General features: G+C 65.6%; 26 protein-coding genes. 7 read left to right on the top strand and 19 right to left on the bottom strand.

Annotation, left to right across the window (positions count from 1 at the left end; translation table 11 throughout):
• Window positions 1-23 precede the first annotated feature (23 nt).
• Genes DKT77_RS13395 through DKT77_RS13415 form a run of 5 tightly spaced genes read right to left on the bottom strand, consistent with a single transcriptional unit; the run spans window position 24 to window position 4,774 of the window.
• Entirely contained in the window at window positions 24-869 is an 846-nt protein-coding gene (locus tag DKT77_RS13395; protein WP_109809928.1) for a BtpA family protein, read from the bottom strand.
• Window positions 870-910: 41 nt separating this feature from the next.
• A complete protein-coding gene (locus tag DKT77_RS13400) occupies window positions 911-1,912 on the bottom strand; it encodes an ABC transporter permease (protein WP_109812201.1) in 1,002 nt (333 codons plus the stop codon).
• A complete protein-coding gene (locus DKT77_RS13405) occupies window positions 1,909-2,718 on the bottom strand; it encodes an ATP-binding cassette domain-containing protein (protein ID WP_238547888.1) in 810 nt (269 codons plus the stop codon). The genes DKT77_RS13400 and DKT77_RS13405 overlap by 4 nt, the downstream gene beginning before the upstream one ends.
• Window positions 2,718-3,653 (bottom strand): ABC transporter substrate-binding protein, encoded by a 936-nt coding sequence (locus DKT77_RS13410; RefSeq protein ID WP_109812202.1) that lies wholly within the window; start codon window positions 3,651-3,653, stop codon window positions 2,718-2,720. The genes DKT77_RS13405 and DKT77_RS13410 overlap by 1 nt, the downstream gene beginning before the upstream one ends.
• Window positions 3,650-4,774, bottom strand: a complete 1,125-nt coding sequence (locus tag DKT77_RS13415; RefSeq protein ID WP_338016080.1) for a LacI family DNA-binding transcriptional regulator — start codon at window positions 4,772-4,774, stop codon at window positions 3,650-3,652. Before DKT77_RS13415 ends, DKT77_RS13410 begins: the two co-directional genes overlap by 4 nt.
• 60 nt (window positions 4,775-4,834) lie before the next feature.
• On the opposite strand from DKT77_RS13415, the gene DKT77_RS13420 reads away from it, so the two are divergent.
• Window positions 4,835-5,785: a ribokinase gene (locus DKT77_RS13420; RefSeq protein ID WP_109812203.1), complete on the top strand. Its 951-nt coding sequence runs from the start codon at window positions 4,835-4,837 to the stop codon at window positions 5,783-5,785.
• A 14-nt stretch (window positions 5,786-5,799) separates the two neighbouring features.
• Here the strand turns inward: DKT77_RS13420 and DKT77_RS13425 are convergent, their stop codons facing one another.
• From DKT77_RS13425 to DKT77_RS13485, 13 genes are all read right to left on the bottom strand, one after another.
• On the bottom strand, window positions 5,800-7,122 hold the full coding sequence (locus tag DKT77_RS13425; RefSeq protein ID WP_109812204.1) for a M20 family metallopeptidase: 1,323 nt from the start codon (window positions 7,120-7,122) through the stop codon (window positions 5,800-5,802).
• 3 nt (window positions 7,123-7,125) lie between these two features.
• Window positions 7,126-8,073, bottom strand: a complete 948-nt coding sequence (locus tag DKT77_RS13430; RefSeq protein WP_109812205.1) for an ABC transporter permease — start codon at window positions 8,071-8,073, stop codon at window positions 7,126-7,128.
• The gene (locus DKT77_RS13435) at window positions 8,073-9,020 is read right to left on the bottom strand and encodes an ABC transporter permease (RefSeq protein WP_109812206.1); all 948 of its coding nucleotides are present in this window, start codon (window positions 9,018-9,020) and stop codon (window positions 8,073-8,075) included. Before DKT77_RS13435 ends, DKT77_RS13430 begins: the two co-directional genes overlap by 1 nt.
• Window positions 9,021-9,051: 31 nt before the next feature.
• On the bottom strand, window positions 9,052-10,035 hold the full coding sequence (locus DKT77_RS13440) for an autoinducer 2 ABC transporter substrate-binding protein (RefSeq protein ID WP_109812207.1): 984 nt from the start codon (window positions 10,033-10,035) through the stop codon (window positions 9,052-9,054).
• Window positions 10,036-10,063: 28 nt separating this feature from the next.
• Complete coding sequence (locus DKT77_RS13445) at window positions 10,064-10,843, bottom strand: ATP-binding cassette domain-containing protein (RefSeq protein ID WP_238547890.1); 780 nt, start codon at window positions 10,841-10,843, stop codon at window positions 10,064-10,066.
• A 5-nt stretch (window positions 10,844-10,848) separates the two neighbouring features.
• The gene (locus DKT77_RS13450) at window positions 10,849-11,619 is read right to left on the bottom strand and encodes a glutamine amidotransferase (RefSeq protein WP_109812208.1); all 771 of its coding nucleotides are present in this window, start codon (window positions 11,617-11,619) and stop codon (window positions 10,849-10,851) included.
• Between the two features lie 259 nt (window positions 11,620-11,878).
• Complete coding sequence (locus DKT77_RS13455) at window positions 11,879-13,057, bottom strand: carbohydrate kinase family protein (protein ID WP_238547891.1); 1,179 nt, start codon at window positions 13,055-13,057, stop codon at window positions 11,879-11,881.
• 139 nt (window positions 13,058-13,196) lie between these two features.
• Window positions 13,197-13,835 (bottom strand): nitrile hydratase subunit alpha, encoded by a 639-nt coding sequence (locus DKT77_RS13460; protein ID WP_109812210.1) that lies wholly within the window; start codon window positions 13,833-13,835, stop codon window positions 13,197-13,199.
• A complete protein-coding gene (locus DKT77_RS21365; protein WP_109812211.1) occupies window positions 13,825-14,136 on the bottom strand; it encodes an SH3-like domain-containing protein in 312 nt (103 codons plus the stop codon). The genes DKT77_RS13460 and DKT77_RS21365 overlap by 11 nt, the downstream gene beginning before the upstream one ends.
• Window positions 14,136-14,456, bottom strand: coding sequence for an SH3-like domain-containing protein (locus DKT77_RS21370; protein WP_109812212.1), 321 nt, complete (start codon window positions 14,454-14,456; stop codon window positions 14,136-14,138). The genes DKT77_RS21365 and DKT77_RS21370 overlap by 1 nt, the downstream gene beginning before the upstream one ends.
• The gene (locus DKT77_RS13475) at window positions 14,453-15,964 is read right to left on the bottom strand and encodes an ABC transporter substrate-binding protein (RefSeq protein ID WP_109812213.1); all 1,512 of its coding nucleotides are present in this window, start codon (window positions 15,962-15,964) and stop codon (window positions 14,453-14,455) included. Before DKT77_RS13475 ends, DKT77_RS21370 begins: the two co-directional genes overlap by 4 nt.
• 78 nt (window positions 15,965-16,042) lie before the next feature.
• Window positions 16,043-17,098, bottom strand: coding sequence for an oligopeptide/dipeptide ABC transporter ATP-binding protein (locus tag DKT77_RS13480; RefSeq protein WP_109812214.1), 1,056 nt, complete (start codon window positions 17,096-17,098; stop codon window positions 16,043-16,045).
• On the bottom strand, window positions 17,095-18,114 hold the full coding sequence (locus DKT77_RS13485; protein ID WP_109812215.1) for an ABC transporter ATP-binding protein: 1,020 nt from the start codon (window positions 18,112-18,114) through the stop codon (window positions 17,095-17,097). The genes DKT77_RS13480 and DKT77_RS13485 overlap by 4 nt, the downstream gene beginning before the upstream one ends.
• Before the next feature lie 75 nt (window positions 18,115-18,189).
• Here DKT77_RS13485 and DKT77_RS13490 point away from each other — a divergent pair, with 75 nt between their 5' ends.
• Genes DKT77_RS13490 through hpxZ form a run of 5 tightly spaced genes read left to right on the top strand, consistent with a single transcriptional unit; the run spans window position 18,190 to window position 21,946 of the window.
• A complete protein-coding gene (locus tag DKT77_RS13490; RefSeq protein WP_109812216.1) occupies window positions 18,190-19,128 on the top strand; it encodes an ABC transporter permease in 939 nt (312 codons plus the stop codon).
• A 2-nt stretch (window positions 19,129-19,130) separates the two neighbouring features.
• Window positions 19,131-20,006 (top strand): ABC transporter permease, encoded by an 876-nt coding sequence (locus DKT77_RS13495; protein ID WP_109812217.1) that lies wholly within the window; start codon window positions 19,131-19,133, stop codon window positions 20,004-20,006.
• A 15-nt stretch (window positions 20,007-20,021) separates the two neighbouring features.
• Entirely contained in the window at window positions 20,022-20,207 is a 186-nt protein-coding gene (locus tag DKT77_RS21070; RefSeq protein ID WP_238547892.1) for a hypothetical protein, read from the top strand.
• Window positions 20,204-21,553: an AtzE family amidohydrolase gene (locus DKT77_RS13500; RefSeq protein ID WP_274520090.1), complete on the top strand. Its 1,350-nt coding sequence runs from the start codon at window positions 20,204-20,206 to the stop codon at window positions 21,551-21,553. Before DKT77_RS21070 ends, DKT77_RS13500 begins: the two co-directional genes overlap by 4 nt.
• A 9-nt stretch (window positions 21,554-21,562) precedes the next feature.
• Window positions 21,563-21,946: an oxalurate catabolism protein HpxZ gene (gene hpxZ / locus DKT77_RS13505; RefSeq protein ID WP_109812219.1), complete on the top strand. Its 384-nt coding sequence runs from the start codon at window positions 21,563-21,565 to the stop codon at window positions 21,944-21,946.
• Window positions 21,947-22,077: 131 nt separating this feature from the next.
• On the opposite strand, the gene DKT77_RS13510 is transcribed toward hpxZ, so the two are convergent.
• On the bottom strand, window positions 22,078-22,992 hold the full coding sequence (locus DKT77_RS13510; protein ID WP_109812220.1) for a LysR family transcriptional regulator: 915 nt from the start codon (window positions 22,990-22,992) through the stop codon (window positions 22,078-22,080).
• A 127-nt stretch (window positions 22,993-23,119) separates the two neighbouring features.
• On the opposite strand from DKT77_RS13510, the gene chvE reads away from it, so the two are divergent.
• Window positions 23,120-24,175: a multiple monosaccharide ABC transporter substrate-binding protein gene (gene chvE / locus DKT77_RS13515; protein ID WP_109812221.1), complete on the top strand. Its 1,056-nt coding sequence runs from the start codon at window positions 23,120-23,122 to the stop codon at window positions 24,173-24,175.
• Window positions 24,176-24,263: the final 88 nt, after the last annotated feature.

Here is a 24,263-nt window from a genome sequence, read left to right on the forward strand (position 1 = left end):
GCGCAGGATATCGTCCGACAGGCTCATGTCGCCCCCAGCGCGGGTGTCGCGGCGGTGACGAAGGCCTTTACGCGTTCAGGATCGACGGGGTTCCACCACACGCCTCCGTTCTTGAGCGATGATGCAACGATGACCGCATCGGCCCGGCCAAGGATCGTGGCGATGTTGTCCGCCGTCAGGCCGGAGCCGACAAGCACCGGCAGGTTGGTGGCCGATGCGACTTCCTCCAGTTCTTCCAGCGTCGCGCTGTTGCCGGTGCGCTGGCCGGTGGCGATCACCGCGTCGGCATCGAAGAACGCCAGATCGCGGGTCAGTTCCGCCACGCTCCGGTCGCCCGTTATGGCATGGCTGCCGTGTTTGACATGGCTGTCGGCGAAAACTTTTATCCCCTCGCCGCGTAGCGCCGCGCGATAGCGCAGCGCCTCGGCAGCGCGACCTTCCATGAAGCCTTCGTTGGCGACATAGGCATTGGCCCACTGGTTGACGCGGATGAACTGCGCCCCGGTGGCGCGTGCGATGGCGAAGGCATGGATCGGCGCGTTGGCCAGCACGTTCACACCCATCGGCACGCCGAAGGCCTGCGTCACCCGGTCCGCCACGACGGCCATGAAGGCGGCGGTTTCGGGTCCGATATCCTCGGGCTTGGAGAACGGGATGTCGCCGTGGTTTTCCACCATCAGCCCGTGGATTCCGTTTTCGACCAGCGCCTCGGCATCGCGCAGGCACGCATCGAGGATGGCGGGCATCGGCGTGCCGTCATAGCGCGGCGCGCCCGGAAACGGCGGGCAGTGGATCATGCCGATCAGCGCCTTGGGCCGCCCGAAGATGTCGCGGATGGCGGTGCCGGTGCTGCTGGAAATGGTCTGCATGTCGGGATGGGTCCGTTCTTTGGATCGTTGGCGCGCAGCGGTCAGCCGCGCCTGCGAAGCGAGAAATTCGCCGTGAAGATCCGGGTGTTGAGCCAGATCGCGATCAGGATGATGGCCCCGGTGACGATCTGCGTGAAAAAGGGCGATATATGCATCAGGATCAGTCCGTTGCCTATGACGGCGATGGTCAGCGCCCCCAGCACGGTCCCGAGGATCGTGCCGCGTCCGCCGAACAGCGAGGTGCCGCCAAGTACCACCGCGGCGATGACCTGCAACTCGAACCCGACGGCCGCGTTCGACGACCCGGACCCCAGCCGCGCCGCGATCAGCAGGCCCGCCACGGCAGAGGCCAGCCCGGTCAGCATGTAGACCGAAGCAATCGTCCAGCGCGCAGGCATGCCGACGCGCCGCGCAGCCTCGGGGTTGGATCCCACTGCCACCACGCGGCGCCCGTAAAGCGTGCGCGCCATGACCACGCCGCCGATGACCGCGATCCCAACCGCGACGAGGGCTGGCACCGGAATGTCGAATAGCGTTCCGCGCCCCAGATAGAAGAAGCCCGGCACATCGCGGATCGGGATCGAATAGCCCTGCGTCATGTAAAGCGCCGCGCCACGCAGGATCGACAGCCCCGCCAGCGTGACGATGAAAGCCGGTATGCCCTGGTAGGCGATGAACCACCCCTGCCCCAACCCGATCAGTGCACCTAGGCCCAGCATGGCAAGGATGACGAGCGGCCACGGAACCCCGGCAGCCAGCGTCAGCGCGGCCGAGGCGTTGATCAGCGCGACCTGGCTGCCGACCGACAGATCGATCCCGGCGGTGATGATGACGAAGGTCATGGCGACGGCGACGATCAGGATCGGGGCCGCCTGCCGCAGGATGTTGAGGATGTTGCCCGAAGTCAGGAAAACGTCCGTCATGACGGTGAAAAAGACGAGGCACAGCGCGAAGAACGCCGCGATGGACAGCACCTGCGCATGTTCGGCCAGAAAATCTGCGGCGGCGGAGCCCTGCCCGCGTTCGGTGTATCCTGCGCTCACAGCTCTTCCCCCTTGCCGACGATGAGTTTCACAAGGTCTTCGAGACTCGTCTCGCCGATCTGGCGTTCGGCGACCTTGGTGCCTTCGTACATGACCGCGATCCGGTCGCAGACGCGAAAGAGGTCCTGCAAGCGGTGGGTGATCAGGATGACCGACACGCCGCGTGCCTTCACGCGATTGATCAGGCGCAACACTGCCTCCACCTCGGCCACGGCGAGCGCGGAGGTCGGCTCGTCCATGATCAGCACGCGCGGCTCGAACGACGCGGCGCGCGCGATGGCGATGGCCTGCCGCTGCCCGCCGGACAGTTGCGCGACCTTGGCGTTAAGGCGCGGGATGCGGATGTCGAGATCGTCGAGCATTGCACGCGCATGGACCCGCATCGAACGGGTATTCAGGAACGACCAGCGGGTTTCCTCGCGCCCCAGAAAGAGGTTGCCCATGACGTCAATGTGGTCGCATAGGCTAAGGTCTTGGAACACCATCTCGATGTGTCGCGCGCGCGCATCGGCGGGGCTGGCGAATTTCACCGCCTGACCGTCGATGGCGATGCTGCCCGCGTCGGGGACGTAGGTGCCCGAGATGATTTTGGTCAGCGTCGACTTGCCGGCGGCGTTGTCGCCTATCAGGCCGACGCATTCACCGGGCGCGATGTCCAGATCGACCCCGCGCAACGCTTCCACCGACCCGAAGGTCTTGCGGATGCCGCGCAGGCTGATCCGGGGCACCGGCGCTACAGCGGCGGGTTTACCGGAGGGGACAGACCCCTCCGGTGCCATGATGTCGGTGTGTGCGGCTTGCGCCATTATTCGAAGATGCTCCGGAAGTCGTCGACATTCTCGCTGGTCACGATGGTCACGGGCACCGACACGATCGCTTCGGTCGACCCGCCTGCCGCCAGATCGTTCAGGATGCGCACGGCGGTCGCGCCCATCTCGCCCGGGTCCTGCTGGATGACGGCCGTGACATAGCCCGCGTCGATCCCGTTCACCGCGCTTGCCGTAAGGTCCCACCCAAAGACCTTGACACTGTCGGTCTTGCCCTGGCTTTCTACGGCGGCGATTGCGCCCAGAAGTGCGGGTTCGCCGGTGGCGTAGATCGCGTCGAGGTCGGGATTGGCGGTCATCAGGTTCTCCGCCGCAGTCAGGGCGATATCCTGCACGTTCTGACCGTCAACGACAGTGGCCATTGTGATGCCGTCGGCGGCGCTGACCACCTCCTCGAACCCGGCTTGGCGCAGGTTCTGGATCGCGGAGTTTAGCGCTCCCACGACACCGATCTTCGCTTCGCCGCCCATCTCGGACGCAACGTAATCGACGAAGAATTCGCCCATCATCGCGCCCGCCTCTCCGTTGTTCACACCGACCTGCGCGGCCTGCGGACCGTCGGGCAGCACGGCATCGACGGCGACAACGGGGATGCCAGCGGCGACAGCCTGTTCCACCGCCGGCATGATGCCGTTCACGTCGATTGCCACCACGATGATCCCATCGACGCCTTGCTGGATGTAGGTCTCGATCGCACTGTTCTGTTCAGCGGGGTCATTGTTGGCATTGAAGATCACCAGTTCGTCGCCAAGCTCCGTCGCGGCGGCGCTGGCGCCCTCATTCATCTGGTTGAAAAAGAGCGCCTGCTGGTTGATCTGCACCATGGCGAAGGTGCTTTCGGCAGCGGCCCACCCGGCGGTCAATGTTGCCAGTGCCGTGGCCGCCAGCAGGGTCGTCTTGATACGGTGAGTCATGATGTGTCTCCGTGTTGGCTGTGTAGTGGTGAAGGACCCGTTTCTTTTTGTCCCGAGCCGGTCGGCGGCCCAACCGACCCGCGGTCGATCAGATGAACCGGCAGCAATTCCGTGGTCCTGCGGAATTCGGGATCGTCCCACGCTCCGTCGAGCAGCAATTCGACCGCGCGGCGACCCAGCGTGTCGACGGGTTGCGCCACCGCCGTAATGGGCGGATCGAACAAGTGAAGCGAGCGGACATCGTCAAAACTGACAAGCGACACGTCGTGCGGCACCAGGATGCCCGCGTCGCGGAACACCTCAAGCACGCCGAGTAGCAATTCGTCCGATCCCACGAAGATCGCGGTCTCGCCGTCGCGTTCGTCGAGGAATCGCCGCGCAAGGCTGCGCCCCGACCGGGCCGCGTGTTCGCCCACGTAGCAGCGCGTCGCATCAAGTCCGTCCATCCCGCGCCGAAGACCGTTCAGCCGCGCCGCTGTGCTGAACAGTTCGCCTCCGCCGCCGATATAGGCCACCTTGCGGTGACCTGCGCCGTACAAGTGCCGCCCGGCAAGGAAACCACCCAGTTCGTTGTCGCACATCAGTCGTGGAGCGGTCACGCCAGGCACATCCTCGTCCAGCACCACGGCTCGGGGAAAGTGGTTCAAACGCTCCGCAATCTCGGGCCCTGTCGCGTGATGCGTGAGAAACACCACGCCATCCACGAGGTTCTCCGCCGCCAATTCCAGCACGGCCACCTCGCGGTCGTGGCAACTGCGGGTGGCGTGCAGCGTCACCATCTGCCCGCGCGCCGCCGCGGCTCGTTCCATAGCCGCGGACAGCCGGGCGAAGAACGGGTTGGCAATGTCGGGCACGACAAGGGCGATGGTATCGGATCTCCCAAGGCTGAGCCTGCGCGCATGGGGGTTGGGGCGATAGCCCAGCGAAGCGACGGCGCCGTCGATCCGCGCCCGCGTGCGCGCGGGCAGATCGAGCGTGCCATTTAGATACCGCGACACGGTCGCAACGGAGACATCGGCCTTTCGCGCAACATCCTTGAGACTGTGTCGTTGTCTTTCGCGTATCGCCACACTAGCCTCTGGACTGAGGTAAAAGGGTTTAGTAAACGCATTAACACGCACAGGTCCGGCGCAAGTCAAGGCCAATCATGAACATGAGGCAACGATGAACGGGCACGCGCGATGACACGGCAGGTCAGTGATCCCTTCCCTCGCGGGGTCCGGTGCCATGTGGTGGGTAACGCGGCACTGGATGAAAGCTATGCCGTGGACGACCTGCCACTCGAAGGCGAGTCTGTGCTGGCGCGCAGTATCGGTCTGGGACTTGGCGGAAAGGGCGCGAATCAAGCGATCGTGCTGGCGCGCTGCGGCATGCCTGTGCGTTTCACCACCGCGATCGGACGCGACGCCCGCGCAGAAAGCGTGCGCGCGGCACTGGCAGTGGAAAACCTGCAAGCCGATGTCGTAATCCTGCCCGACGCTGCCACGGATTTGTCGATCATCCTGGCCGACGGGCATGGCGGCAACGTGGTGATCACCACATCGGAATGTGCCCGTGGCCTGACATCCGAACACCTGCGGGGCACACTGGCGGGCGCGCGGCCCGGCGATCTGCTGCTGTTGCAGGGGAACCTGACGGCCGAGGCGACCGCCGATATGATGCGCGACGCCACGGCGCGCGGCTTGCAGGTTGTCCTGAACCCGTCGCCGGTTGACCCTGCCTTCGCCCCGCTGCTCGGGCGCGCGGACACGCTGTTTCTCAACCGGCCCGAAGCGAGGGTACTTCTCGGCGAGGAAATGCCACCCGACGACGCCATCAAGGCACTGCACGATCTTGGCGCGAGGACGGTGGTGCTCACGCTGGGCAGCGCGGGCGCGCTTCTGGGCCATTCCAGGTCCGCCCCGGTAATGGTCCCGGCCTTTCCGGCGGCCGTCGTCGATCCGACCGGGGCGGGCGACACCTTTCAGGGTGTGGCGCTGGCGTCGGCGATGCGCCGGGGCGGACCGCTCGCGCCGGACGATCTGCGTTGCGCGGCGCGCGCGGCGGCGATCACCGTCACGCGGCGGGGCACCTCGGCCTCGTTTCCGACCACGGCAGAGCTTGCCGGGTTGCTGAACAGCGACCCGGACTGACACGCGCGGGCGGCTCAGTCGTCCACGCCGCACCAGTCCATCAGGCTCAGCGCAAGCGCCTTGGTGCAGGCGACAAGATCACCGACTGGAACCTGTTCGTTGGGCTGGTGCGCATAGGCGGGATCGCCGGGGCCGAAGTTCACGGTCGGCGTCTGCCCCAGGCTGGTCGGCAGGCCCATGTCCGAATGCGCCCCGAATCCGTCGAGCGTGGGATCGTTGCCCGCCGCGCGCGTGGCCGCCTGCATCGTGGTCACGATGGAATGATCGGCCGGAACCTCAGCACAATCGGCATCGAGGATCCATTCGACCCGCACGGGCCGCTTGCGCAGGTAAGGATCCGACTGGCAAATCGCCGCGACATGCGCCTCGATCTCCCGTCGGACATGCCCTCCGGTCAACAGCGCGTCCTGTTCGTGCGGCAGATACTGGACGTCGATCACGATCTCGCCGCGACCGGCGATGGAGGACGGATGCTCGCCCACTTTCAGCTGAGTGACGATCACCTGGTTCGGCAGCGCCATCAGCGGGTGGTTCTTGCGCGGATCGGTGCGCCAGCGCGCGTTGAGCATATCGATCCCGTGCAGCACGTGTCGGACCAGCTGCACCGCATCGACCGGGCCGGTGCTGTCCCAGCTGTTCGGAGTCAGTTCGGCGTGGCCCCCGATGCCGTCCACGATCAGCCGTCCCCAGAGGATGCCGTGACAGATCGGGGCGATCCGGTTCGCCGTGGGTTCCGTAAGGATGCCTGCATCGGCGCGGATGCCGCGATCCACCATGGCCAGCGTGCCCATGCCGCCGATCTCCTCGTCGACTACGGTGGCGAATACCACGTCGCCTTTCAGCGTGAGTCCCGCCTCACGCAGGAATTCCACCGCCATCAGCATGCAGGCGACGCCGCCCTTCATATCCACCGCGCCGCGCCCATGCACGCGCCCATCTCGGACGGTGGGCACGAACGGGTCGGTGTTCCAGTGCTCGGGTGGGCCCGGCGGCACGACGTCGATATGCCCGGTCAGCAGAAGCGAGCGCCCCGCACCGTTTCCGGCAAGCCGACCGGCGAGGTTGGGCCGCCCATCGAAGGTGCGGCCCTCGTGCGCGCCGGGGCGCCCCCGGTATTTCTCCAGCAGCGCGGGCCCGTCCGGTTCCCAAAGGTCGGTCGTCATACCCAACCGTTCAAGCCGGGCCTGCAGGTAACGCTGGCAGTCGGCCTCACCCGGTCCTGCCGTAGTCGGATCGGCCTTGACCACCGACGGGAAGGCGATGAGATCGCACAGGGTCTGCACGATGCGCGAGCGTTCGTCGTCTATCAGGCGCAATAGTGCGTCGCGGTCTGTCATGGTTCAGCCCCTGGAGTTCGAGAAACGGTTGACCAGCAGCGCGACGACCAGCAGCGCGCCGATCGCACCGGTCTGCCACACGGTATTGATGCCGATCTGAAGAAGAGCGGTGCGCAGCATCACCACCAGAAGTGCGGCCGACACGACACCGACCAGCCCGCCGCGCCCACCGGTGATCGCCACGCCGCCGAGCAGAACGGCTGTCAGCGCCTCCAACTCGACGTTGACGCCAATATTCGGGCGTGCGGAGCCGAGCCAGGCCAGCGAGATGAATCCGCCAAGGCCCGCCAGCGCTCCGCTGAGTGCATAGAGCATTAGGCGCACGCGATCGACCGGCAGCCCGGCAAGGCGCGCGGCGCGTTCGTTGTCGCCCATCGCCACGATCCAGCGCCCCCAGGACGTGAGCGCCATCAGCCCACTGAGCAACACGAAGGCGGGCAGAACAACGGTAATGAAGGGCATCGGCAGGGCGCCCCATCGGGCGCGCCCCCAGCCGACCGCCCAGTCGGGCACCCCTGCGATGGCCCCGCCCCCCGTCAGCGCCAGCGCGAGACCGGAAAAGAGGTAAAACGTGCCCAGCGTCACGATCAGTGGCAAGATTCCAAGGCGAGTGACCAGCAGCCCGTTGAACAACCCTAGCATCACCCCGCAGCCAAGGCAGACCATCGGCAGCCAATAGCCCGGCAGGCCCGCGCCAAGGCCCATCATGCCCAACACCGCGCTAAGCGAAATGGTGCCGCCGACCGACAGGTCGATCCCCGCCCCGCCCGCGATCACCACAAGCCCCATCCCCATCGCCGCCAGCGACAGGATCGTCGCGAATTGCAGGACCGATGTCAGCGTGCGCGGCGACAGGATCCAGGCATGGGTCGCGGCCAGCGTCCCGAGGAGCGCGACCCACAGCACACACAGCATCACCGGAACCAGGTTGCGTCGCAGCGCGTGGTTCATCACGCCGCTCCGGTCCTGGCCCGGCGCAACACCACCTCGGCGCTGAGCACCCCAAGAAGCAGCGCCCCGGTGACGACGGTCTGCCACAGGGAAGGCACGCCGATCAGCAACAGCCCATTTTGCAGGATGCGAAGCAGAAGCACGCCAAGGACCGTGCCGACAAGGCTGATCCGCCCCCCGAATATCGGTGTTCCGCCAAGGATGACCGCCGCGACTGCCTCAAGTGCGATATCGGCACCGATCGTCATCGACACGTTGCGGTAGATGGCGATGTAGAAAACTCCCGCAAGGCCACATAGCGCCCCCGACGCGGCGAAGGTGGCCAGCCGCACGCGGGTCACCGCAAGACCCATCAGGCGGGCGCGGTCCTCGTCGAAACCGATGGCCAGAAGATGCGGTCCATAGGTAGTGCGGCGCAGGAAGACCCACGCCGCGCCATAGGCAAGCGCGACAATCAGCAAACCGGCAGGGACCCCGGCCGCGCGCCAATCCACGACCCGGGTCAGGTCCGCCGGAAGCCCGGACAGCCATTGCCCACCCAGCACCAGGAAGATCAGCATCCGAAAAACGCCGAACAGGCCCAGCGTGGCGACGATGGCGGGAATCCGGCCCCAGACCACGACTGCGCCGGCACAAAGGCCAAGCATGGCCCCTGCTGCAGGACCGACCAGCATCACCACCCCGAGGGGCAGATCGGCAAGCAGCGCCTGCCCGGTCAGTATCGCCGTCACGCCCATGACCGCGCCGACCGACACGTCGATGGCCCCCATGGCCATCAGCAGTGTCATACCAAGCGCGATAAGCCACAACTCGTACCCGTTGCGCAGCACGGTGGCTGCGTTGCCAGCGGTGCCGAATGCGGGCGACAGCAAAGCGAAGAGGAATACCGCAGCGACACAGGCCGCCGCCAGCGTCAGATCACGCCCCACTCCGCTCTGGTCGTCCATCGCCCGCACTCCCGTCGTCACGCGCCCCGGATCAGAAGTCGAAATCGTCCACGTTCTCGGCGGTGAACACGAACGGCTCACCCAGAAGCAGGATGCCGGTTTCGGCATCAAAAGTGACCGGCGCATCGAATGTCGGAACCTCGTTCTCGGCGGCAAACCCGGCGCCATCGATCAGTTGCTTGCCCGCCCATACCGTCAGATAGCCAAGCTGGTAGGGGTCCCACAGCACGGTGAAGCCGAACGCGCCGCTTTTCAGGTAAGCGCGCGCGGTATTCGGGCTGCAATAGCCGGTGCCCATGATCTCCTTGCCCGAGGTTTCTATGGCCTGCGCCACACCGGGGCAGGTCGAGGACGCCACCGCAATGATCGCGTCGAGATCGGGATGCGCCGCGATCAGATCGGTCGAAAGCTGCGCCGCCCGTTCTGCGGTGCCACCTGCGAATTCCGGATCAAGCAGGGTCACGCCCGGATACTCGGCGGCGACGCGGTCGCGCATGAAGCCGATCCAGGCGTTCAGGTTGCTTGCCGTCGCTTCGCCCGAGACGATGCCGATGGTGGCGTCATCGCCCACGCGGGCCACCAGTTCGTCGATCAGCTTGAAGCCGAGCCCTTCGTCCGTCGCCTGCGCGACATAGACCGGCCGCCCGCTGTCGGCCGCATCGCTGTCCGAAGTGAACAGGATCGCATCCTGCGACGCAGCGCTGTCCACCAGCGGGGCGATGGCCGAAGCATCGAGCACCGACACCGCGATGGCGTCGACCCCGCGCGAGATCAGACTTTCGACGATCTGCAACTGGTCCAACGGGTTGGCGTCCACCGGCCCCTGATAGATGAACTGCATACCCAAGTCCTCGGCAGCGGCATTGCCGCCGTTTTCCATGGCGTTGAAATAGGGGATGCCGATCAACTGCGGCACGAAGGCGACAGACGGCGTGTCCTGCGCGGCGACGGAAAGCGGCAGCGCCGCGGACAGGGCGGCGATCGAAAGGCATGAAGCAAGTCTTGCGATGGTCATGGTCACTCCTGTTGGATCGGACGCGGGTTCAGGGCTGGTCGGCGACCCGTGCGTCCGGGTGGGCCCCCGTAATCAGCGCGACGATCTCGTCCGGATCGGTTTCGGCGCGCTTGCGTTCCGCGATCTTACGACCCCGGCGAAAAACGATCATGCGGTCGGCGACCTCGAAGACGTCGGCGATGTTGTGGCTGACGATCACCACCGCACGGCCGCTTTCTGCCAGCCGCCGCGTCAGGTTCAGCACCTTGCGCGTCTCGGCCACGGCCAGCGCCGCGGTGGGTTCGTCCATGATGATCAGCCGGGCATCGAGGTTCAGCGCCCGGGCGATGGCCACCGCCTGCCGTTGCCCGCCCGACAGGCTGCCCACGGGTGCTTCGATGTCGGGGATATGCGCATCGAGTTCTCCCAGAAGTACCCTGACGCGCGCGCGCATCGCGGCCCGGTCGAGGAACGGCACCCCGAGGACCGGGCGCACGAGTTCGTGCCCAAGGAAAATGTTCTCGGCCACCTTGAGGTTCTCGGACAGAGCTAGCTCCTGATAGATCGTCGCCACCCCGTGATCTGCCGCATCGCGGGGCGACGCAAACCGCACCGTGTCGCCACCGATCCGCAATGTCCCGTCCGAGGGGACATGCGCACCCGCCAGCACCTTCACGAAGGTCGTCTTGCCTGCACCGTTGTCGCCCAGAAGGGCCAGAACCTCACCCGCGCGGATGTCGATGTCGACATCGCGCAGCGCGGTCAGCGCGCCGAAGCGTTTGCCGATGCCGCGGGCCTGAACGAAGGCGTCTGGCGGTGCCTGCATCATGTCGGTCAGTCTTTCGACGCCGTCAACCAGCGCAGGCAGTTGCGCCACAGCCTGCCGCTGCCCTCCCACTTTGTGAATTCGGCGGGCACCCAGTGCGGTCCGATGTCCGACGCCCAGGCCAGCGTGCGCCCGGCACCGTAGCTGCCCGTCACCAGAAGCGGATGCCCGCCTTCGTCCTCGGGCAGGGTCGCCAGAACTTCGGACCCGTCATCGGCGATGATCTCGTTCGCGCCCAGCAGAAGCGGCCAGTCCCCGGCGATCCCTTCCAGGATCGGATGCTCGGGCCGCGTGATCCTGGCGGAAAAGCCTTGGGGCACCTCCAGCCGGTCATCGGTGGGCAGGCAGGTGACCGGGAGCGCGGTTTCCACTGGCGTCCGGTGCCAACGGGCGCGCGCGTCGATGCCCTGAAACGTCAAGTAACCGCCGACCATCATCAACCCGCCCCCGTCATGCGTCCAGTCACGCAGCAGCTTCAGACGGTTCGGCACCGGCTTACCTTCAAGCCAGACTTTCGCTGGCAGAAGCAGCGTGTTCGCGCCGATGTCCGACAGGATCACAGCGGCATACCGGTCAAGCCCGGCGCGGTCGAATGGAAACTCCTCGGCCGCCTCGTGCGCCTTCATGTAGGTGACTTTGAAATCCCCTTCCGCCTCCAGGTCTGCAACGAAGGGTTCGGCGCCCAGATGGTAAGTGGTGCTGTTGAAGAGATCGAAGCCCTTGAAATGCGTGGCGGTGGACGTCCAGCTTTCGCCGACGAGAAGGATTTCTTTGGTCATGTCTTTTCTCCCTTTACGCACACGCGCCGAGCACGGCCCGCACTGTCACGTTGCGCCCGCCGGAACGGGGCCAGCTGCGCCGAAGCGCGGATCGGGCCTCGCGCCGTAGTTCAGGCTTGACCAGCCGCGGGCCGGAGTAAAGACATTTTTTTAATACGTTTCAATTTTTGTCGAGAAGGATTTTGGCAAGCGGCCAATGTTGCAGCACAAAGTGAAAGCAAGGCAACGCATGGTCGGCCCCTTGGCGCGAGATCGAGGATCAGACCGCGTCTTGCGCGCTGGCCGATCCGCGCTGTGCAACTCCCGGCATGATGTCGCTGGCACGGGTGCCATGTTCCTGAGCGCCGACATGGGCGACAGCGCGCGTGCCCGTGGCGATGGCCTGCGCCAGCGTCGCCTCCGGCGTGTGACCGTGCAGCCAGCCTGCTAGAAACGCCCCGGCGAAGGCATCGCCCGCGCCGGTTTCATCCAGAACCGGCCCGGCCTGCGCGGGAAGGCGCGCCGCAAGAGTTCCGTCAAGGAACAGCGCAGCGCCTGACGCGCCCAGCGTAAGGGCGACGACCGGGCACTGCGCCGCGGCCCCTCGCGCGACCCTGTCCAGCAGATCCGCCTCGCTGTTTGCGGCGCCATAAAGCACCGTCGCCGCCTCGGTGTTAAGCAGGGTCATGCCGAACAGTCCCATGTTGCGCCGCCAGCCGTCCGGATCTCCGGCGGCATCCGCTCCGCTGACCTGTGTCACGATCCGGTCACGGCACGGCGCGCTGCGTATCGCGTCGGCCAGCGCCGCCACCTGTTCGCCCTGCACGAAAACAGCGAACGGCTGCACCCCGGTCACTGCCCGGGCCACAAGGGCATCGAACGCCGCGGGCGCCACCTGAAGCGGCTCGTTCAGGATGGTGCGAAGCCCGTCCCCCTGCAACACGATGATGGCGCGCGACAGACCACCTCCCTCGAACAAGGTCTCGGGCGCAAGCGCTACGCGCCGGGACGCAAGCGTTGCCGTCGCCCAGTCGCTTTCGCCGTCATGGCCCAGCACGCTGAGCAATTCCACTCCCAGATCCATCGGCGGACCGAGACCCGCTGCGGCCACCGCCACGTTTGCCGCGCGCCCGCCCAGCTTCCGAGTGATGCTGCGGGCCAGCATACGTTCGCCACGCTGCGGCGTCTGCGCCACCTGAGCAATATCGTCCGAACACACGTAGCCGACGCAATAAAGGCGCGGTGCATCGGGCGGGACCGATGGCACGGCCCGGCCACGCCGCCCTATCAGCGCCTGCGCTGTCACGTCGGGAACGTAGCCCAGTTTCTTGATCGCAGCCTCGACCAGCGCGCGTGTTTCGCTTCGTACCGGCCGTTGACCCGTCAGGACGTTGGAAACGGTGCCCACAGACACCCCGGCCACTTCGGCCACATCGCGGATGGTACAACGTCGCTTCAAGAAATCCGCTCCAGGCAAGTCGGCCACCCTTGCGCGCTGCATCGCGCCCGGGCCGCATGTTCAAAAGGCCACGAGTTCTAGCCAGCGGGCACCCTAACGTCAAGCGCGCCGTCCGAGCGGCTCTCAAGCCCGCGAAGGCCTAAATGCCGGAAGGGTCGCGACCTACTGCCGAGGGTGACAAGGCAGGGGCCACGCCGATCATGCTGTCGCGGGTCACCAGCCGGGCCAGATCGCCTTCGGGCCAGCCTTCGGTCCCATCGGGGCGCCGCGGCAGTACAAGATAGCGCATGTCGGCCGTGCTGTCGTGGACGCGGATCGCGATGCCGCGAGGCGGGGTCCATCCCAGTTCGGCCAGAACACCGCGCGGGTCCCGCACCGACCGCGCGCGATAGGCTTTCGACGTGTACCAGGGTGGCGGCTGACCCAGCAGCGACCGCGGATAGCAGGAACACAATGTACAGGTGATCAGGTTGTGCAGGCTCGGCGTGTTCTCGACCACAATCAGCCCGGCTTCGAGGACCGGGACGCCCCTCTCCGCAGCCGCAACTTTGCCATCGGCCAGCAAATGCGCGCGGAAGGCCGGATCGGACCACGCCGCCGCGACAAGGGCCGCCCCCCGAGCGGGGGCGGGCGATTGAAGTTCCTCGATCTTGCGGCGCACGTCGTCGGCGCTGAAGAAACCCCTTCCGATCAGAAGCGCCTTGAGAGCACGGATGATCCGCGCATCCGGGTCGTCCGGCATGTCGATCGGGGTGTGACCGGCGCTGTCATGGGGCATCGGGGGCACCTTTACCGACCTCGGCAAGCCAGTGCTCGTAGATCTCGATCTCGAGCGTGTCCTGCCCCGACCCGCGATACCCTGACCAAAGATCGCCCTGCCGCAATCGCACGCGATAAAGCCCGCGGGTCGGCATCCCGTTCCCACCATAAGCCAACGTTTCGGGGTTGCGGAAGCTGCCACAATATTGCGTCACCTCGCCAGTGCGGCCGCGCACGTAACGCGGGGTCCGCATGTGGCCCGGGACGGGCAGATCGCGGATGCGCACTCGCTGGCCGATGGCGAACCGCAGCCTGTCCATCACTGCGCCTGCCCGTCCTGCGCTTTCAGCGCCGCGTTAAGCTCTGACCGGGTGATGACGCCCTGTTCGATCAGCAGATGCACCATGCTTGCGGTGCGCCGCTGGTGAAAGCCGCGCTCATACAGTTCCTCGCCAAATTCCTCGTAGGTGCGGCGCAGCTTGTCCAGCGTCAGGTAGGGGTGACGCTCCGAACCCATCAGCGCGCGGATCGCCTCGCTTTCCCATTGCCATTGGCTCATGGGGGTTTCGTCCCGGGTGACGGCGCCGAAATCAGCGCCGCCTATGTCGTGATAGCGCTTTTGCGCGGGCCGGTCGGTCACTCGGTGAAACCTGCGCCGTTCAGCCGGAACGACCCGTCGGGCTGCTGTTCGAACACGAAATTCGCGCTGGACGCCTGCAGCGTGCTGTCGAAATGCATGAACAGCATCGGTGCATCGGCTGCGATCTGCGCCTGCGCCTGCTGGTACAGCGCGGCGCGTTCCGCTTGATCCACCGTCACGCGCGCGGCGCGCAGCGCGCCATCGACCTCGGCGTTCTCGTAGCCGGGGAAGTTGTTCGGCCCGTCCAGCGTGAAGTAATTGAACATGTTGCCATCAGGATCGGGTCGGCCCGACCAGGGCGACCACGACATGTCGAAATCCTTGGCGCGCAACACGACGATCAGGCTGGCCCCGTCGATCTGCTTGATCGTCGGCGCAAAGCCGGCCTGCGACGCTTGCGCCTGGATTATCTCCGCCATGCGGATCAGCGCGGGCGAGTTGATGACCGTGATCTCGAACGGGATCGGGTCGGCATAGCCGGCCTCGGCCAGCATCGCCTTCGCACCTTCGGGATCGTAGTCATAGGGGTCGAAATCCGGGTCATGCGCCCAGCCATGCGACGGCGGGATCGGTCCACTGGACACCGACCCGGTGTCGAAGAACACCACGCGCTGCGCGACATCGGGATCGACCGCATGCTGGAGCGCGCGCCGCACCACCGGATCGTCGAACGGCGCCTGTGTCACGTTGAGCGAAAAGGCGTTGAACCCCAACCCGCCAGCCTCGTGGACCGTGAGCGCATCGTTGGCGCGCAGCGCAGCGACGTTCTGCGCCGGAATGCTGTCCATCAGTTGAATCGTTCCGGATTGCAGGTTGGCAAGGCGTACCGTTTCGTCTGGGATCGGGCGCAGCGTGACCGTATCCAGAAGCGGCTGGCCATCGTTCCAGTAGCCGTCGAACTTCTCGAGTTTGAGTTCGGAGTTCTTTGTCCATGACACCACCTTGAAGGGCCCGGCACCGACGGCGGACGTGGCAAAATCATCGCCCATTTCCTGAACGGCGGTGGGCGATACCATCAGCCCGGCGCGGTTTGTCATGACACTGAGAAACGGCGCGAAGGGTTCGGAAAAGCTGACCCGGAAGGTCAGCGGACCGGTCACCTCGACAGCCTCAACCGGGCCAAGGTCATTGCCCCGCGGCGAGCCGACGGCCGGATCTAGCATCCGGTCGAAGTTCCATTTCGCGGCCTCGGCATCAAGCGGCGTACCGTCGTGGAAGGTCAGCCCGTCGCGCAGCGTGAAATCATAGGTTGTCGGGTCCACGATCTCGACCGACGCCATGCCGGGTCGGATTTCCAGATCCGGAGTGATGGTCAGAAGCGGCTCGTGGATCAGGTACTGGGCGTAGATCTCGAAGAATGAGCCCATGAAATGCGGATCGAGCGTCACCGGGTCCGAGACGACACCGATCGAAAGATCGCCGCCCGCCTGTTGGGCACTGGCCATCGGCGCGAAGCCTGTGAGCGCCATGAGTGCGAGCACGGCCGTCGTTTTTCTGAACTGCAGCATCGAATCCTCCTGTTGTGTGGCTGATCGTCGAGTTCATTAGGCACGGTATTTGAAACGTTTCAAACTAAAATGAAACGTTCAATGAAGCTTCTTTTGGGCCAGTGCGGCACCGAAGGCCGCAATCCGGCGCACCCGTTCCTGCCCTTCGGCCCCATCCGGCGCCGCGACGGGATCGGACAGTGGATGGTGGCACGCGGCAAGATGCGTCGGCTGCGTCAGCCCTTCGAGACGCGGCCTTTGCGTGCAACAGATCCCGGTGGCACGCGGGCAGCGCGGCGCGAAATTGCAACCTGTTTCCGCACCTTGCGCCGTTGTCCCGATCGGGAGCGGGCGGGCCGGACATCCGATGCGTGGCACAGCGTCCAGCAGTGCTCGGGTGTAGGGATGCGCAGGGGCCGCGAACAGCGCGGCTGCAGGCCCTTCCTCGACAATGCGGCCGCGATACATCACGGCCACGCGGTCGGCAATTTTGCGCACCAGCGCCAGATCGTGCGCGATGAAAAGTTGTGCAAGCCCGTGCCGCGACTTGAGCGTTTCCAGCAGCCCAACAATCTGCGCCTGCACCGACACGTCGAGCGCGCTGACCGGTTCGTCGCAGATCAGGCATTCCGGGCCGACCGACAGCGCGCGGGCGATCCCGATGCGCTGGCGCTGGCCGCCCGAGAACTCGTGTGGAAAGCGATCCAGCGCATCTTGCGCGATACCGACCTCTTCCAGAAGCTCCGCAGCCCGGTCCCGCGCCTGCGCACGGCTGTCGGCAAGCCCGTGCAGGAACAGGGGCCGCGACAGGGTTTCTGCGATCCGGTGCCGCGGGTTGAGCGACGCCATCGGGTCCTGGAACACCATCTGCACCTTGCGGCTGAGCGCGCGTCTTGCGGCCTGCGTGCGCCCCCGTGCCGCGCCATCGTCGAAGCGCACCTCGCCAGCATCGGGAACGATCAACCCGTTCAGCAGACGCCCGAATGTGGATTTGCCCGACCCGCTTTCGCCCACCAGCGCGACCGTTTCCCCGCGCCGCACGATCAGCGTGACGTCATCCACCGCGCGCACTGCAGGCCCGGACAGCCCCCCGCCAAAGGTCTTGCACAGGCCCCGCGCTTCCAGCAGCGGGGGCGGTGGAGCGGCGGCTGTCATGACGGGCTTACAGGGACATACAGGCAGGCCGCCGCGTGCCCGCCGCCAAGGTTGCGCATCAGCGGGCGTCCGACCCGGCATTCTTTCGTAGCATAAGGGCAGCGAGGGGCGAAGCGGCAACCATCCGGCATCGCGTCAGCGTGTGGCACCGCACCCGGAATGGCGACCAGCGGCGCGTCGGGCAGCGACAGGTCGGGCATCGAGCCAAGCAGCCCGATGGTATAAGGATGCTCCGGCGCGGCAAAGACTGTGGCTGTTGGGCCGGACTCGACGATGCGGCCGGCATAGATCACGGCGACCTCGTCCGCGACCTGACTCACGACGCTCAGGTCATGGCTTATGAACAGCACTGCCGCCCCCGTCTCGCGGCGCATCCGGTCGATCAGTTCGAGAATCTGCGCCTGTATCGTAACGTCGAGTGCAGTGGTCGGTTCATCCGCAATCAGCAGATCCGGCCCGCAGGCAAGCGCCATGGCAATCCCCACGCGCTGCCGCATTCCGCCCGACAACTGGTGCGGAAAGAAGCGCGCCCGCGCCGCGGCTTCGGGCACGCCGACGGCGTCAAGCATCGCGACGGCACCGTCCCACGCCGCGGTGCGGCCAAGGCCCTTGTGGACGCGCAGTGCCTCGGCGATCTGGCGGCCGACGCGGTGCACCGGATTGAGCGACATCAGCGGATCTTGGAAAACCATAGACACAACCTGCCCGCGTAGCGGGCGCCAGTCGCGGTCCCGGTACGCGGTGACGTCGCGCCCCGAAAGATGGACACGCCCACCGGAGATGCGCGCGCCGGACATCGGCAGAAGTCCGTTCAAAGCCATACCCGTAAGCGACTTGCCCGAACCGGACTCGCCGACCAGCCCAAGAACCCGGCCTTTCGGAATCTCGAACGAGATAGCATCGACGACCCGTCGGAACCCGGTCGGGCCGGGCACGTCGATGCTCAACCCGTCGACCGAGACAGCGACGGACGTGTTCTTCGCAAGCTTGGATGAGGGTTTGACAAGCGTCCGCATTGCGGCAATGCTTTACTAATAATACGTTTCAATCAAGCCAAATCGGCAGAAACGCGCAATGCTGGAGGGTCGTCGATGCGCTACCTGACTTTTCGGTTGCTCGCCATCGTGCCGATCCTTTTCGGGATCTCCGTTCTGACCTTCGCGGTGGTGCAGATGGTGCCCGGAGACCCGATCGTCGCCATGATCGGGCTCGAGGCGACGGACGAGGCGATCGCAACGCTGCGCGCGCGCTACGGGCTGGATCAGCCTGTCGTGGTGCAATATTTTGCATGGCTCGGAAATGTTCTTCAGGGCGATCTGGGCCGGTCGATCCAGACCGGGCGGCCGGTTCTGGCGATGCTCGGTGATGCGATCTGGCCCACGGTGCAACTCGCCGGCGCAGCGATCTTCATCTCGCTGCTGATCGCGATTCCGGCAGGTATCCTGTCAGCGGTGCGGCGCAACGGGGCGTGGGATTTTGGCGCCTCCTTCGTGGCACTCGCCGGGCTGTCGGTTCCCAGCTTCTGGCTGGGCGTGATGCTGATCCTCGCCTTCTCGGTTACCTGGCCGATCTTCCCCGCTTCGGGCTATGTGCCGCTTTTCGAAGATCCGGCGGGCCATCTGAGAACACTGGTGCTTCCCGCGATCACGCTAGGCACCTCGCTGGCTGCGGCCACGATGCGGATGACCCGGTCGGCGATGCTGGAAGTGCTGTCGCAGGACTACATCCGCACCGCATGGGCCAAGGGTTTGTCGCCCGCAGCGGTCATTACACACCACGCCTTCCGCACGGCGCTGATGCCGGTGGTGACGCTTCTGGGCATCCAGATGGGACAGGTTCTGGGCGGTGTCGTGATCACCGAAACCGTGTTTTCCTGGCCGGGGATCGGCAAGCTGACGGTGGACGCAATCTTCGCGAGGGACTACCCGGTGGTGCAGGGTGCTGTGCTTCTGACGGCAACGGCTTTCGTGCTGATCAACCTTGCGACCGATCTTGTCTATGCGGTGCTCGACCCGCGCGCGACGGGCTGAACATGACAGCTTCGGATACAGCAGCGACCACACCGGCGCGCAAGCCGGGCCTACTGCGGCGGGCGGGGGCCAATCCACGGGCTGCGCTCGGGCTACTGCTTTTGGCGGTGCTGGTGCTGGGCGCACTGATCGGCCCGCTGGTATCGCCTTATGACCCGGTGAAGCCGGACTTCCTCGTCACTCTGCAAGCGCCCAATGCGGCGCACCCGTTCGGCACGGACGATCTGGGGCGCGACATTTTTTCGAGGATCCTGTCAGGGGCACGCGTCGCGCTTCTTGTGGGCTGCGTCAGCGTCGGCAGTTCTATCATCTTCGGCACGATGATCGGGCTTCTGGCGGGGTTCTACGGAGGTTGGGTCGGCATGGTTCTGATGCGCGTCATGGACGTGCTGTTCGCCTTCCCGGCCGTCCTTCTGGCGCTTGGGATCACGGCGGCGCTTGGCCCTTCGCTGACCAACGCGATGCTGGCCATTTCCATCGTTTACCTGCCGATCTTCGCACGTCTCGCGCGCGCCCAGACACTTGTGGTGCGCGAACAGACCTTCACCGAAGCGGACCGCGCGATGGGGTTCTCGGACCTGTCGATCATGCTGCGCGCGATCCTGCCGAACATCATGGCGCCTTTGATCGTGCAGGCTTCGCTTCTGTTCGGTGACGCGATCATCGTGGAAAGCTATCTGTCGTTTCTCGGGCTCGGCACGCAGCCGCCACAGCCAAGCTGGGGCGCAATGCTGAAGAACGCGATCGGCTTCCTCTCGCTGGCGCCCTGGATGGCCTGGTTCCCGGGGCTGGCGATTTTCGTGGCAGTGCTCGGGCTGAACCTTGTTGGCGATGCGCTGCGCGACAGGCTGGACCCGCGCCTGCGCAAGTCTCTGTAGAAAAGGAGATTTCAATTGGAGGATGCGCACACGCTCGACCGGTTGATGGAGGCCTCTGCCGCATCGCTGGACCTTACACTGCCGGAGGCAAGCCGCGCCGCGATCCGCCGCGATCTGGCCTTCGTGCTGTCACAGGCCCGGATCTGCGAGGAGAGCCTCGGAACCCCTTTGCCGGCAATCGCACCGGTCTTTCGCCCGTGACGCAGCCCGGCCTCACACCCGCCGGAGAGACAGCTATCAGGACCCGGGTGGACACCTGCCTGCGCGCCATCGACGCCGTCAACGGTGCACTGAATGCCTTCACCTCGGTCCTGGCATTGCGTGCCCGCGCGCGGGCGGACGCGCTCGACCACCAGACCGCCGCAGGGGCGACGACCGGCTCGCTGACCGGAGTCTGTTTCGGCGTGAAGGCGCTGTTCGACGTGGCGGGTGAGGTGACGCTGGCCGGCGCGCGACTGCGCGAAACCCATGCCCCTGCCCCGCGCGACGCCTTCGCGATCCGCCGCCTGGAAGCGGCAGGCGGGGTGCTGGTCGGAAGCCTGAACATGGATGAATTCGCTTCGGGCTTCACCACGGAAAACACCCACTACGGCCCGACGCGCAACCCGCATGATCCGGCCCGCACGGCAGGCGGATCATCGGGCGGATCGGCGGCTGCGGTTGCGGGAGGGATGGTGCCTTTGGCGCTGGCCACGGACACGAACGGGTCGATCCGGGTGCCCGCCGCCGCCTGCGGTGTCTTCGGGCTCAAACCGACCTTCGGCCGCCTGTCACGGGCAGGCACGGTGCTGTTTGCGGAAAGCTTAGATCATGTCGGGCCGATCGCCCGTGATCTCGACATGCTGGAGGCAGCCTATGACGCGCTGCAGGGGACCGACCCCGACGATCCTGCGCAGCTGCCGCCACCGCCGGACCCGGTCGAGAACGCGGCACCGTTGCGTGCAGCGCTTGCCGCTGGGGCATTCTTCGACCGTTGCGATCCAGCGGCGAGCAAAGGCGCTGAACGGGCGGCGCAGGCGTTGGGCGCGGCGCGGCGGCTTGATTTGCCGGGCATCGACGCGGGCTGGTCGGCGGCGACGGTCATCACGCTGGTCGAAGGGTCCGAGGCGCATCTGGACGAGTTGCGCCACGCACCGGACGCCTTCGACCCGATGACCCGCGACAGGTTTCTGGCCGGTGCGCTGGTGCCTGCGCCCGCCTATCTGGCCGCGCAGCGCGCCCGGCGACTCTGGCAGTCGCGCGCTCTGCACGCAGCGGCGGATATCGATGTCCTGATCACGCCGGGCCTGCCCTTCGCGCCGCCGCCGCTGAGCTGCGACGCGCTGCTGCTGAACGGCGAAACGGTCGATCCGCGCAGTATGCTGGGGCTGTTCACGCAACCGTTCAGCTGCATCGGCTGGCCCGCGATGATGGTGCCTTTGGTCGGCGGGTCCGGCCTGCCCCGCGCCGTCCAGCTTGTGGCGCGGCCCTGGCAGGAACGGCAGCTCTTTCGTGCGGCCCGGCAGCTTGTCGCGGCCGGTGTGGCCGCTGCCCATGTCGTTACCTGAGGACCGCCCATGAAGATCGATGCCCCCGAGGTCATCGCCGAGATCGCCGCCTGCTTCGCGCGCTACGAGGCCGCTCTGATGACCTATGACCCCGATGCGCTGGACGCATTCTTTTGGAAGGACGCACGCGTGCTGCGCTTTGGCGAGGGCGAATGCCTGTACGGGCACGACGCAATAGCGCGCTTCAGGCGGACGATGACGCAGGTTCCGCAACGCACGCTGCGGCGCACCACCTTCACAAGCTTCGGGACCGATTTCGGGACGGCAAACACGGAATTCGTCCATGATCGAGAAACCCGGCTGGGCCGGCAATCGCAAACCTGGGTCCGTCTGCCTGAAGGCTGGCGCATCGTGGCGGCGCATGTTTCGTTTTTGGGTTTCGGAACCGCCTAGGCTTGTTCGGGGCGAAAGGGACGACGCGCCGCCTTCAATCGAAAAATGTCGGCGCGCATTGCGCCATGGGAAACAATTCGACGCCTTTGCATTCGCGCCGCGGGCGCGAAGGGCACGGTCCACCGGGCGGTTCACATCCGCTGAAGAACCTCGTGAAGCAGGTTCTTGGCCAGCGGTGACAGCGGATGGTGCCGGTGATGCAGAACGAGGAAGGATGAAACGGTGATGTCCTCTTCGGTTTCGATCACGGACAGGGCCGAATTGGTCCGGGTCAGCAATTGCGCCACCTCGCGCGTTTGCGGGGCGATCGCATCCGTCACGGCGATATAGCTGAGCGCGATCAGCAGGGAGGAACTGTTGGTGACCTTGGACGGGGTCGGCAGCCGGTGCTCCAGGAACGATTTTTCCAGCGCGGTTCTGATGGGGGAGCCCGGCTCCTGTATGACGAATTCGAAAGGAAGGGTGCCGGACAGCGACACGACCCGGTCGGCAAGCGGATGGGTGCTCCGGACAACAAGGGACACCTCTTCCGTTCGGCCAGGATAGGCATGGAAGGACCGGGTGTCGTTGTTCGCTCCGAGCCTCGCCAAGACGAAATCGAAGCGCCCCTCTTCCAGCCCGCGGATCAGGGTCACCGATGGCGCCACCTCGACCGTCGGCCGGATCTCGGGCGCCTTCTGCCGCATCTGAGTCAGCGCCGGCACCAGTGCCCCGACGGCAGGACCGGTAACGGCGCCGACGCGCACAGCGCCGGAAAGGCCGGTGCGCAATTGTTCGATCTCGCTGTCCAGCGCTTCCACCTCGGCGAGGATGATGCGGGCGCGCCGGACGAAGGCCGCGCCGACCGCCGTGGGCACCATGCCGCGCGGCAAGCGGTCGAACAGCGCCCCCCCGGCATCCGCCTCGATATCGGAAAGCATGCGGGATGCAGCCGGCTGAGACATGCCCACGGCATCCGCTGCCAGTTGCAGTTTGCCCCAATCGTTGATCGCGCGGATCAGTCTGAGGTGCGAGGGCTTGAGCCGGTTGGACAGAGATGAGGACATACCGAAGCATATCATTATCGATATGTTGGTCGAGCTATTTTGCATTAGTTTGATATGTTTCGCTCGACTAGGGATTTTTCAGGAGGCAGAGCCGCATGGGAGAGCGTCTGCCACGGGAGGAGAAGACATGACCCTGAAGACCATCCTGGTCACCACGGCGCTGGTGACCACCTTGGCGACATCCGCCCTTGCAGAAGGCCTTGTCGGCATCGCCATGCCCACGAAATCATCGGCGCGCTGGATCTCGGATGGCGAGTCGATGGTGGAACAGTTCGAAGCCGCCGGCTACGAGACGATCCTGCAATATGCGGAAGATGACATTCCCAACCAGCTTGCCCAGATAGAGAACATGATCACAAACGGCGTCGACGCGCTGGTGATCGCGGCGATCGACGGCACCACCCTGTCCAACGCTCTTGAGAACGCGAGCTTCGCCGGGATCGAGGTCATCGCCTATGACCGGCTGATCCGCGACAGCGCGCATGTCAGCTACTACGCGACCTTCGACAACTTCAAGGTCGGCGTGCAGCAAGCGGAAACGCTGGTCACGGGCCTGCAAGAGCGGTTCCCGGACGCGGAGACCTGGAATGTGGAGCTGTTCGGCGGGTCGCCCGACGACAACAACGCATATTTCTTCTACGACGGCGGCATGTCCGTCCTTCAGCCGCTGATCGACAGCGGCAAGGTCAGCATCGTGTCGGGCCAGATGGGCATGGACACCGTCGGGACGCTGCGGTGGGACGGCGCGGTGGCGCAGGCACGGATGGATAACCTGCTGTCGGCCCACTACACCGATACGCAGGTACACGGCGTCCTGTCGCCGTATGACGGGCTGTCCATTGGCATCCTGTCCTCGCTCAAAGGGGTCGGATATGGCTCCGGCGACACGCCGATGCCCATCGTGACGGGCCAGGACGCCGAAGTGCCGTCGGTCAAGTCGATCCTGGCCGGCGAGCAGTATTCGACAATCTTCAAGGATACCCGCGAACTGGCGCGTGTCACGGTAGGCATGGTCGAAGCCGTACTGCAGGGCAGCGAACCCGAGATCAACGACACAAGCACCTATGACAATGGGGTTAAGGTCGTGCCCTCCTACCTGCTCGAACCGCTGAAGGTGACTGCGGACAACTGGGAAGAACGGCTGATCGATAGCGGCTACTACACGATGGACCAGATCCAGTAGGCGCACCGAACCCGGGCGTCCGACACAGGCCCGGTACACCGGCCCGCAGGCGATGCGGGCCGGATCGCCGCCCCGAAGAAACCTTGCA

This window comes from Meridianimarinicoccus roseus (genome assembly GCF_003172915.1).
In the GTDB taxonomy this organism is placed as follows: Bacteria; Pseudomonadota; Alphaproteobacteria; order Rhodobacterales; family Rhodobacteraceae; genus Meridianimarinicoccus; species Meridianimarinicoccus roseus.

Coding starts and splice junctions, on each gene's coding strand:
- DKT77_RS13395 (WP_109809928.1), bottom strand. CDS start 869: ATGCAGACCATTTCCAGCAGCACCGGCACCGCCATCCGCGACATCTTC.
- DKT77_RS13405 (WP_238547888.1), bottom strand. CDS start 2,718: ATGGCGCAAGCCGCACACACCGACATCATGGCACCGGAGGGGTCTGTC.
- DKT77_RS13410 (WP_109812202.1), bottom strand. CDS start 3,653: ATGACTCACCGTATCAAGACGACCCTGCTGGCGGCCACGGCACTGGCA.
- DKT77_RS13420 (WP_109812203.1), top strand. CDS start 4,835: ATGACACGGCAGGTCAGTGATCCCTTCCCTCGCGGGGTCCGGTGCCAT.
- DKT77_RS13425 (WP_109812204.1), bottom strand. CDS start 7,122: ATGACAGACCGCGACGCACTATTGCGCCTGATAGACGACGAACGCTCG.
- DKT77_RS13430 (WP_109812205.1), bottom strand. CDS start 8,073: ATGAACCACGCGCTGCGACGCAACCTGGTTCCGGTGATGCTGTGTGTG.
- DKT77_RS13435 (WP_109812206.1), bottom strand. CDS start 9,020: ATGGACGACCAGAGCGGAGTGGGGCGTGATCTGACGCTGGCGGCGGCC.
- DKT77_RS13440 (WP_109812207.1), bottom strand. CDS start 10,035: ATGACCATCGCAAGACTTGCTTCATGCCTTTCGATCGCCGCCCTGTCC.
- DKT77_RS13445 (WP_238547890.1), bottom strand. CDS start 10,843: ATGATGCAGGCACCGCCAGACGCCTTCGTTCAGGCCCGCGGCATCGGC.
- DKT77_RS13450 (WP_109812208.1), bottom strand. CDS start 11,619: ATGACCAAAGAAATCCTTCTCGTCGGCGAAAGCTGGACGTCCACCGCC.
- DKT77_RS13460 (WP_109812210.1), bottom strand. CDS start 13,835: ATGCCCCATGACAGCGCCGGTCACACCCCGATCGACATGCCGGACGAC.
- DKT77_RS21365 (WP_109812211.1), bottom strand. CDS start 14,136: ATGGACAGGCTGCGGTTCGCCATCGGCCAGCGAGTGCGCATCCGCGAT.
- DKT77_RS13475 (WP_109812213.1), bottom strand. CDS start 15,964: ATGCTGCAGTTCAGAAAAACGACGGCCGTGCTCGCACTCATGGCGCTC.
- DKT77_RS13480 (WP_109812214.1), bottom strand. CDS start 17,098: ATGACAGCCGCCGCTCCACCGCCCCCGCTGCTGGAAGCGCGGGGCCTG.
- DKT77_RS13485 (WP_109812215.1), bottom strand. CDS start 18,114: ATGCGGACGCTTGTCAAACCCTCATCCAAGCTTGCGAAGAACACGTCC.
- DKT77_RS13490 (WP_109812216.1), top strand. CDS start 18,190: ATGCGCTACCTGACTTTTCGGTTGCTCGCCATCGTGCCGATCCTTTTC.
- DKT77_RS13495 (WP_109812217.1), top strand. CDS start 19,131: ATGACAGCTTCGGATACAGCAGCGACCACACCGGCGCGCAAGCCGGGC.
- hpxZ (WP_109812219.1), top strand. CDS start 21,563: ATGAAGATCGATGCCCCCGAGGTCATCGCCGAGATCGCCGCCTGCTTC.
- DKT77_RS13510 (WP_109812220.1), bottom strand. CDS start 22,992: ATGTCCTCATCTCTGTCCAACCGGCTCAAGCCCTCGCACCTCAGACTG.
- chvE (WP_109812221.1), top strand. CDS start 23,120: ATGACCCTGAAGACCATCCTGGTCACCACGGCGCTGGTGACCACCTTG.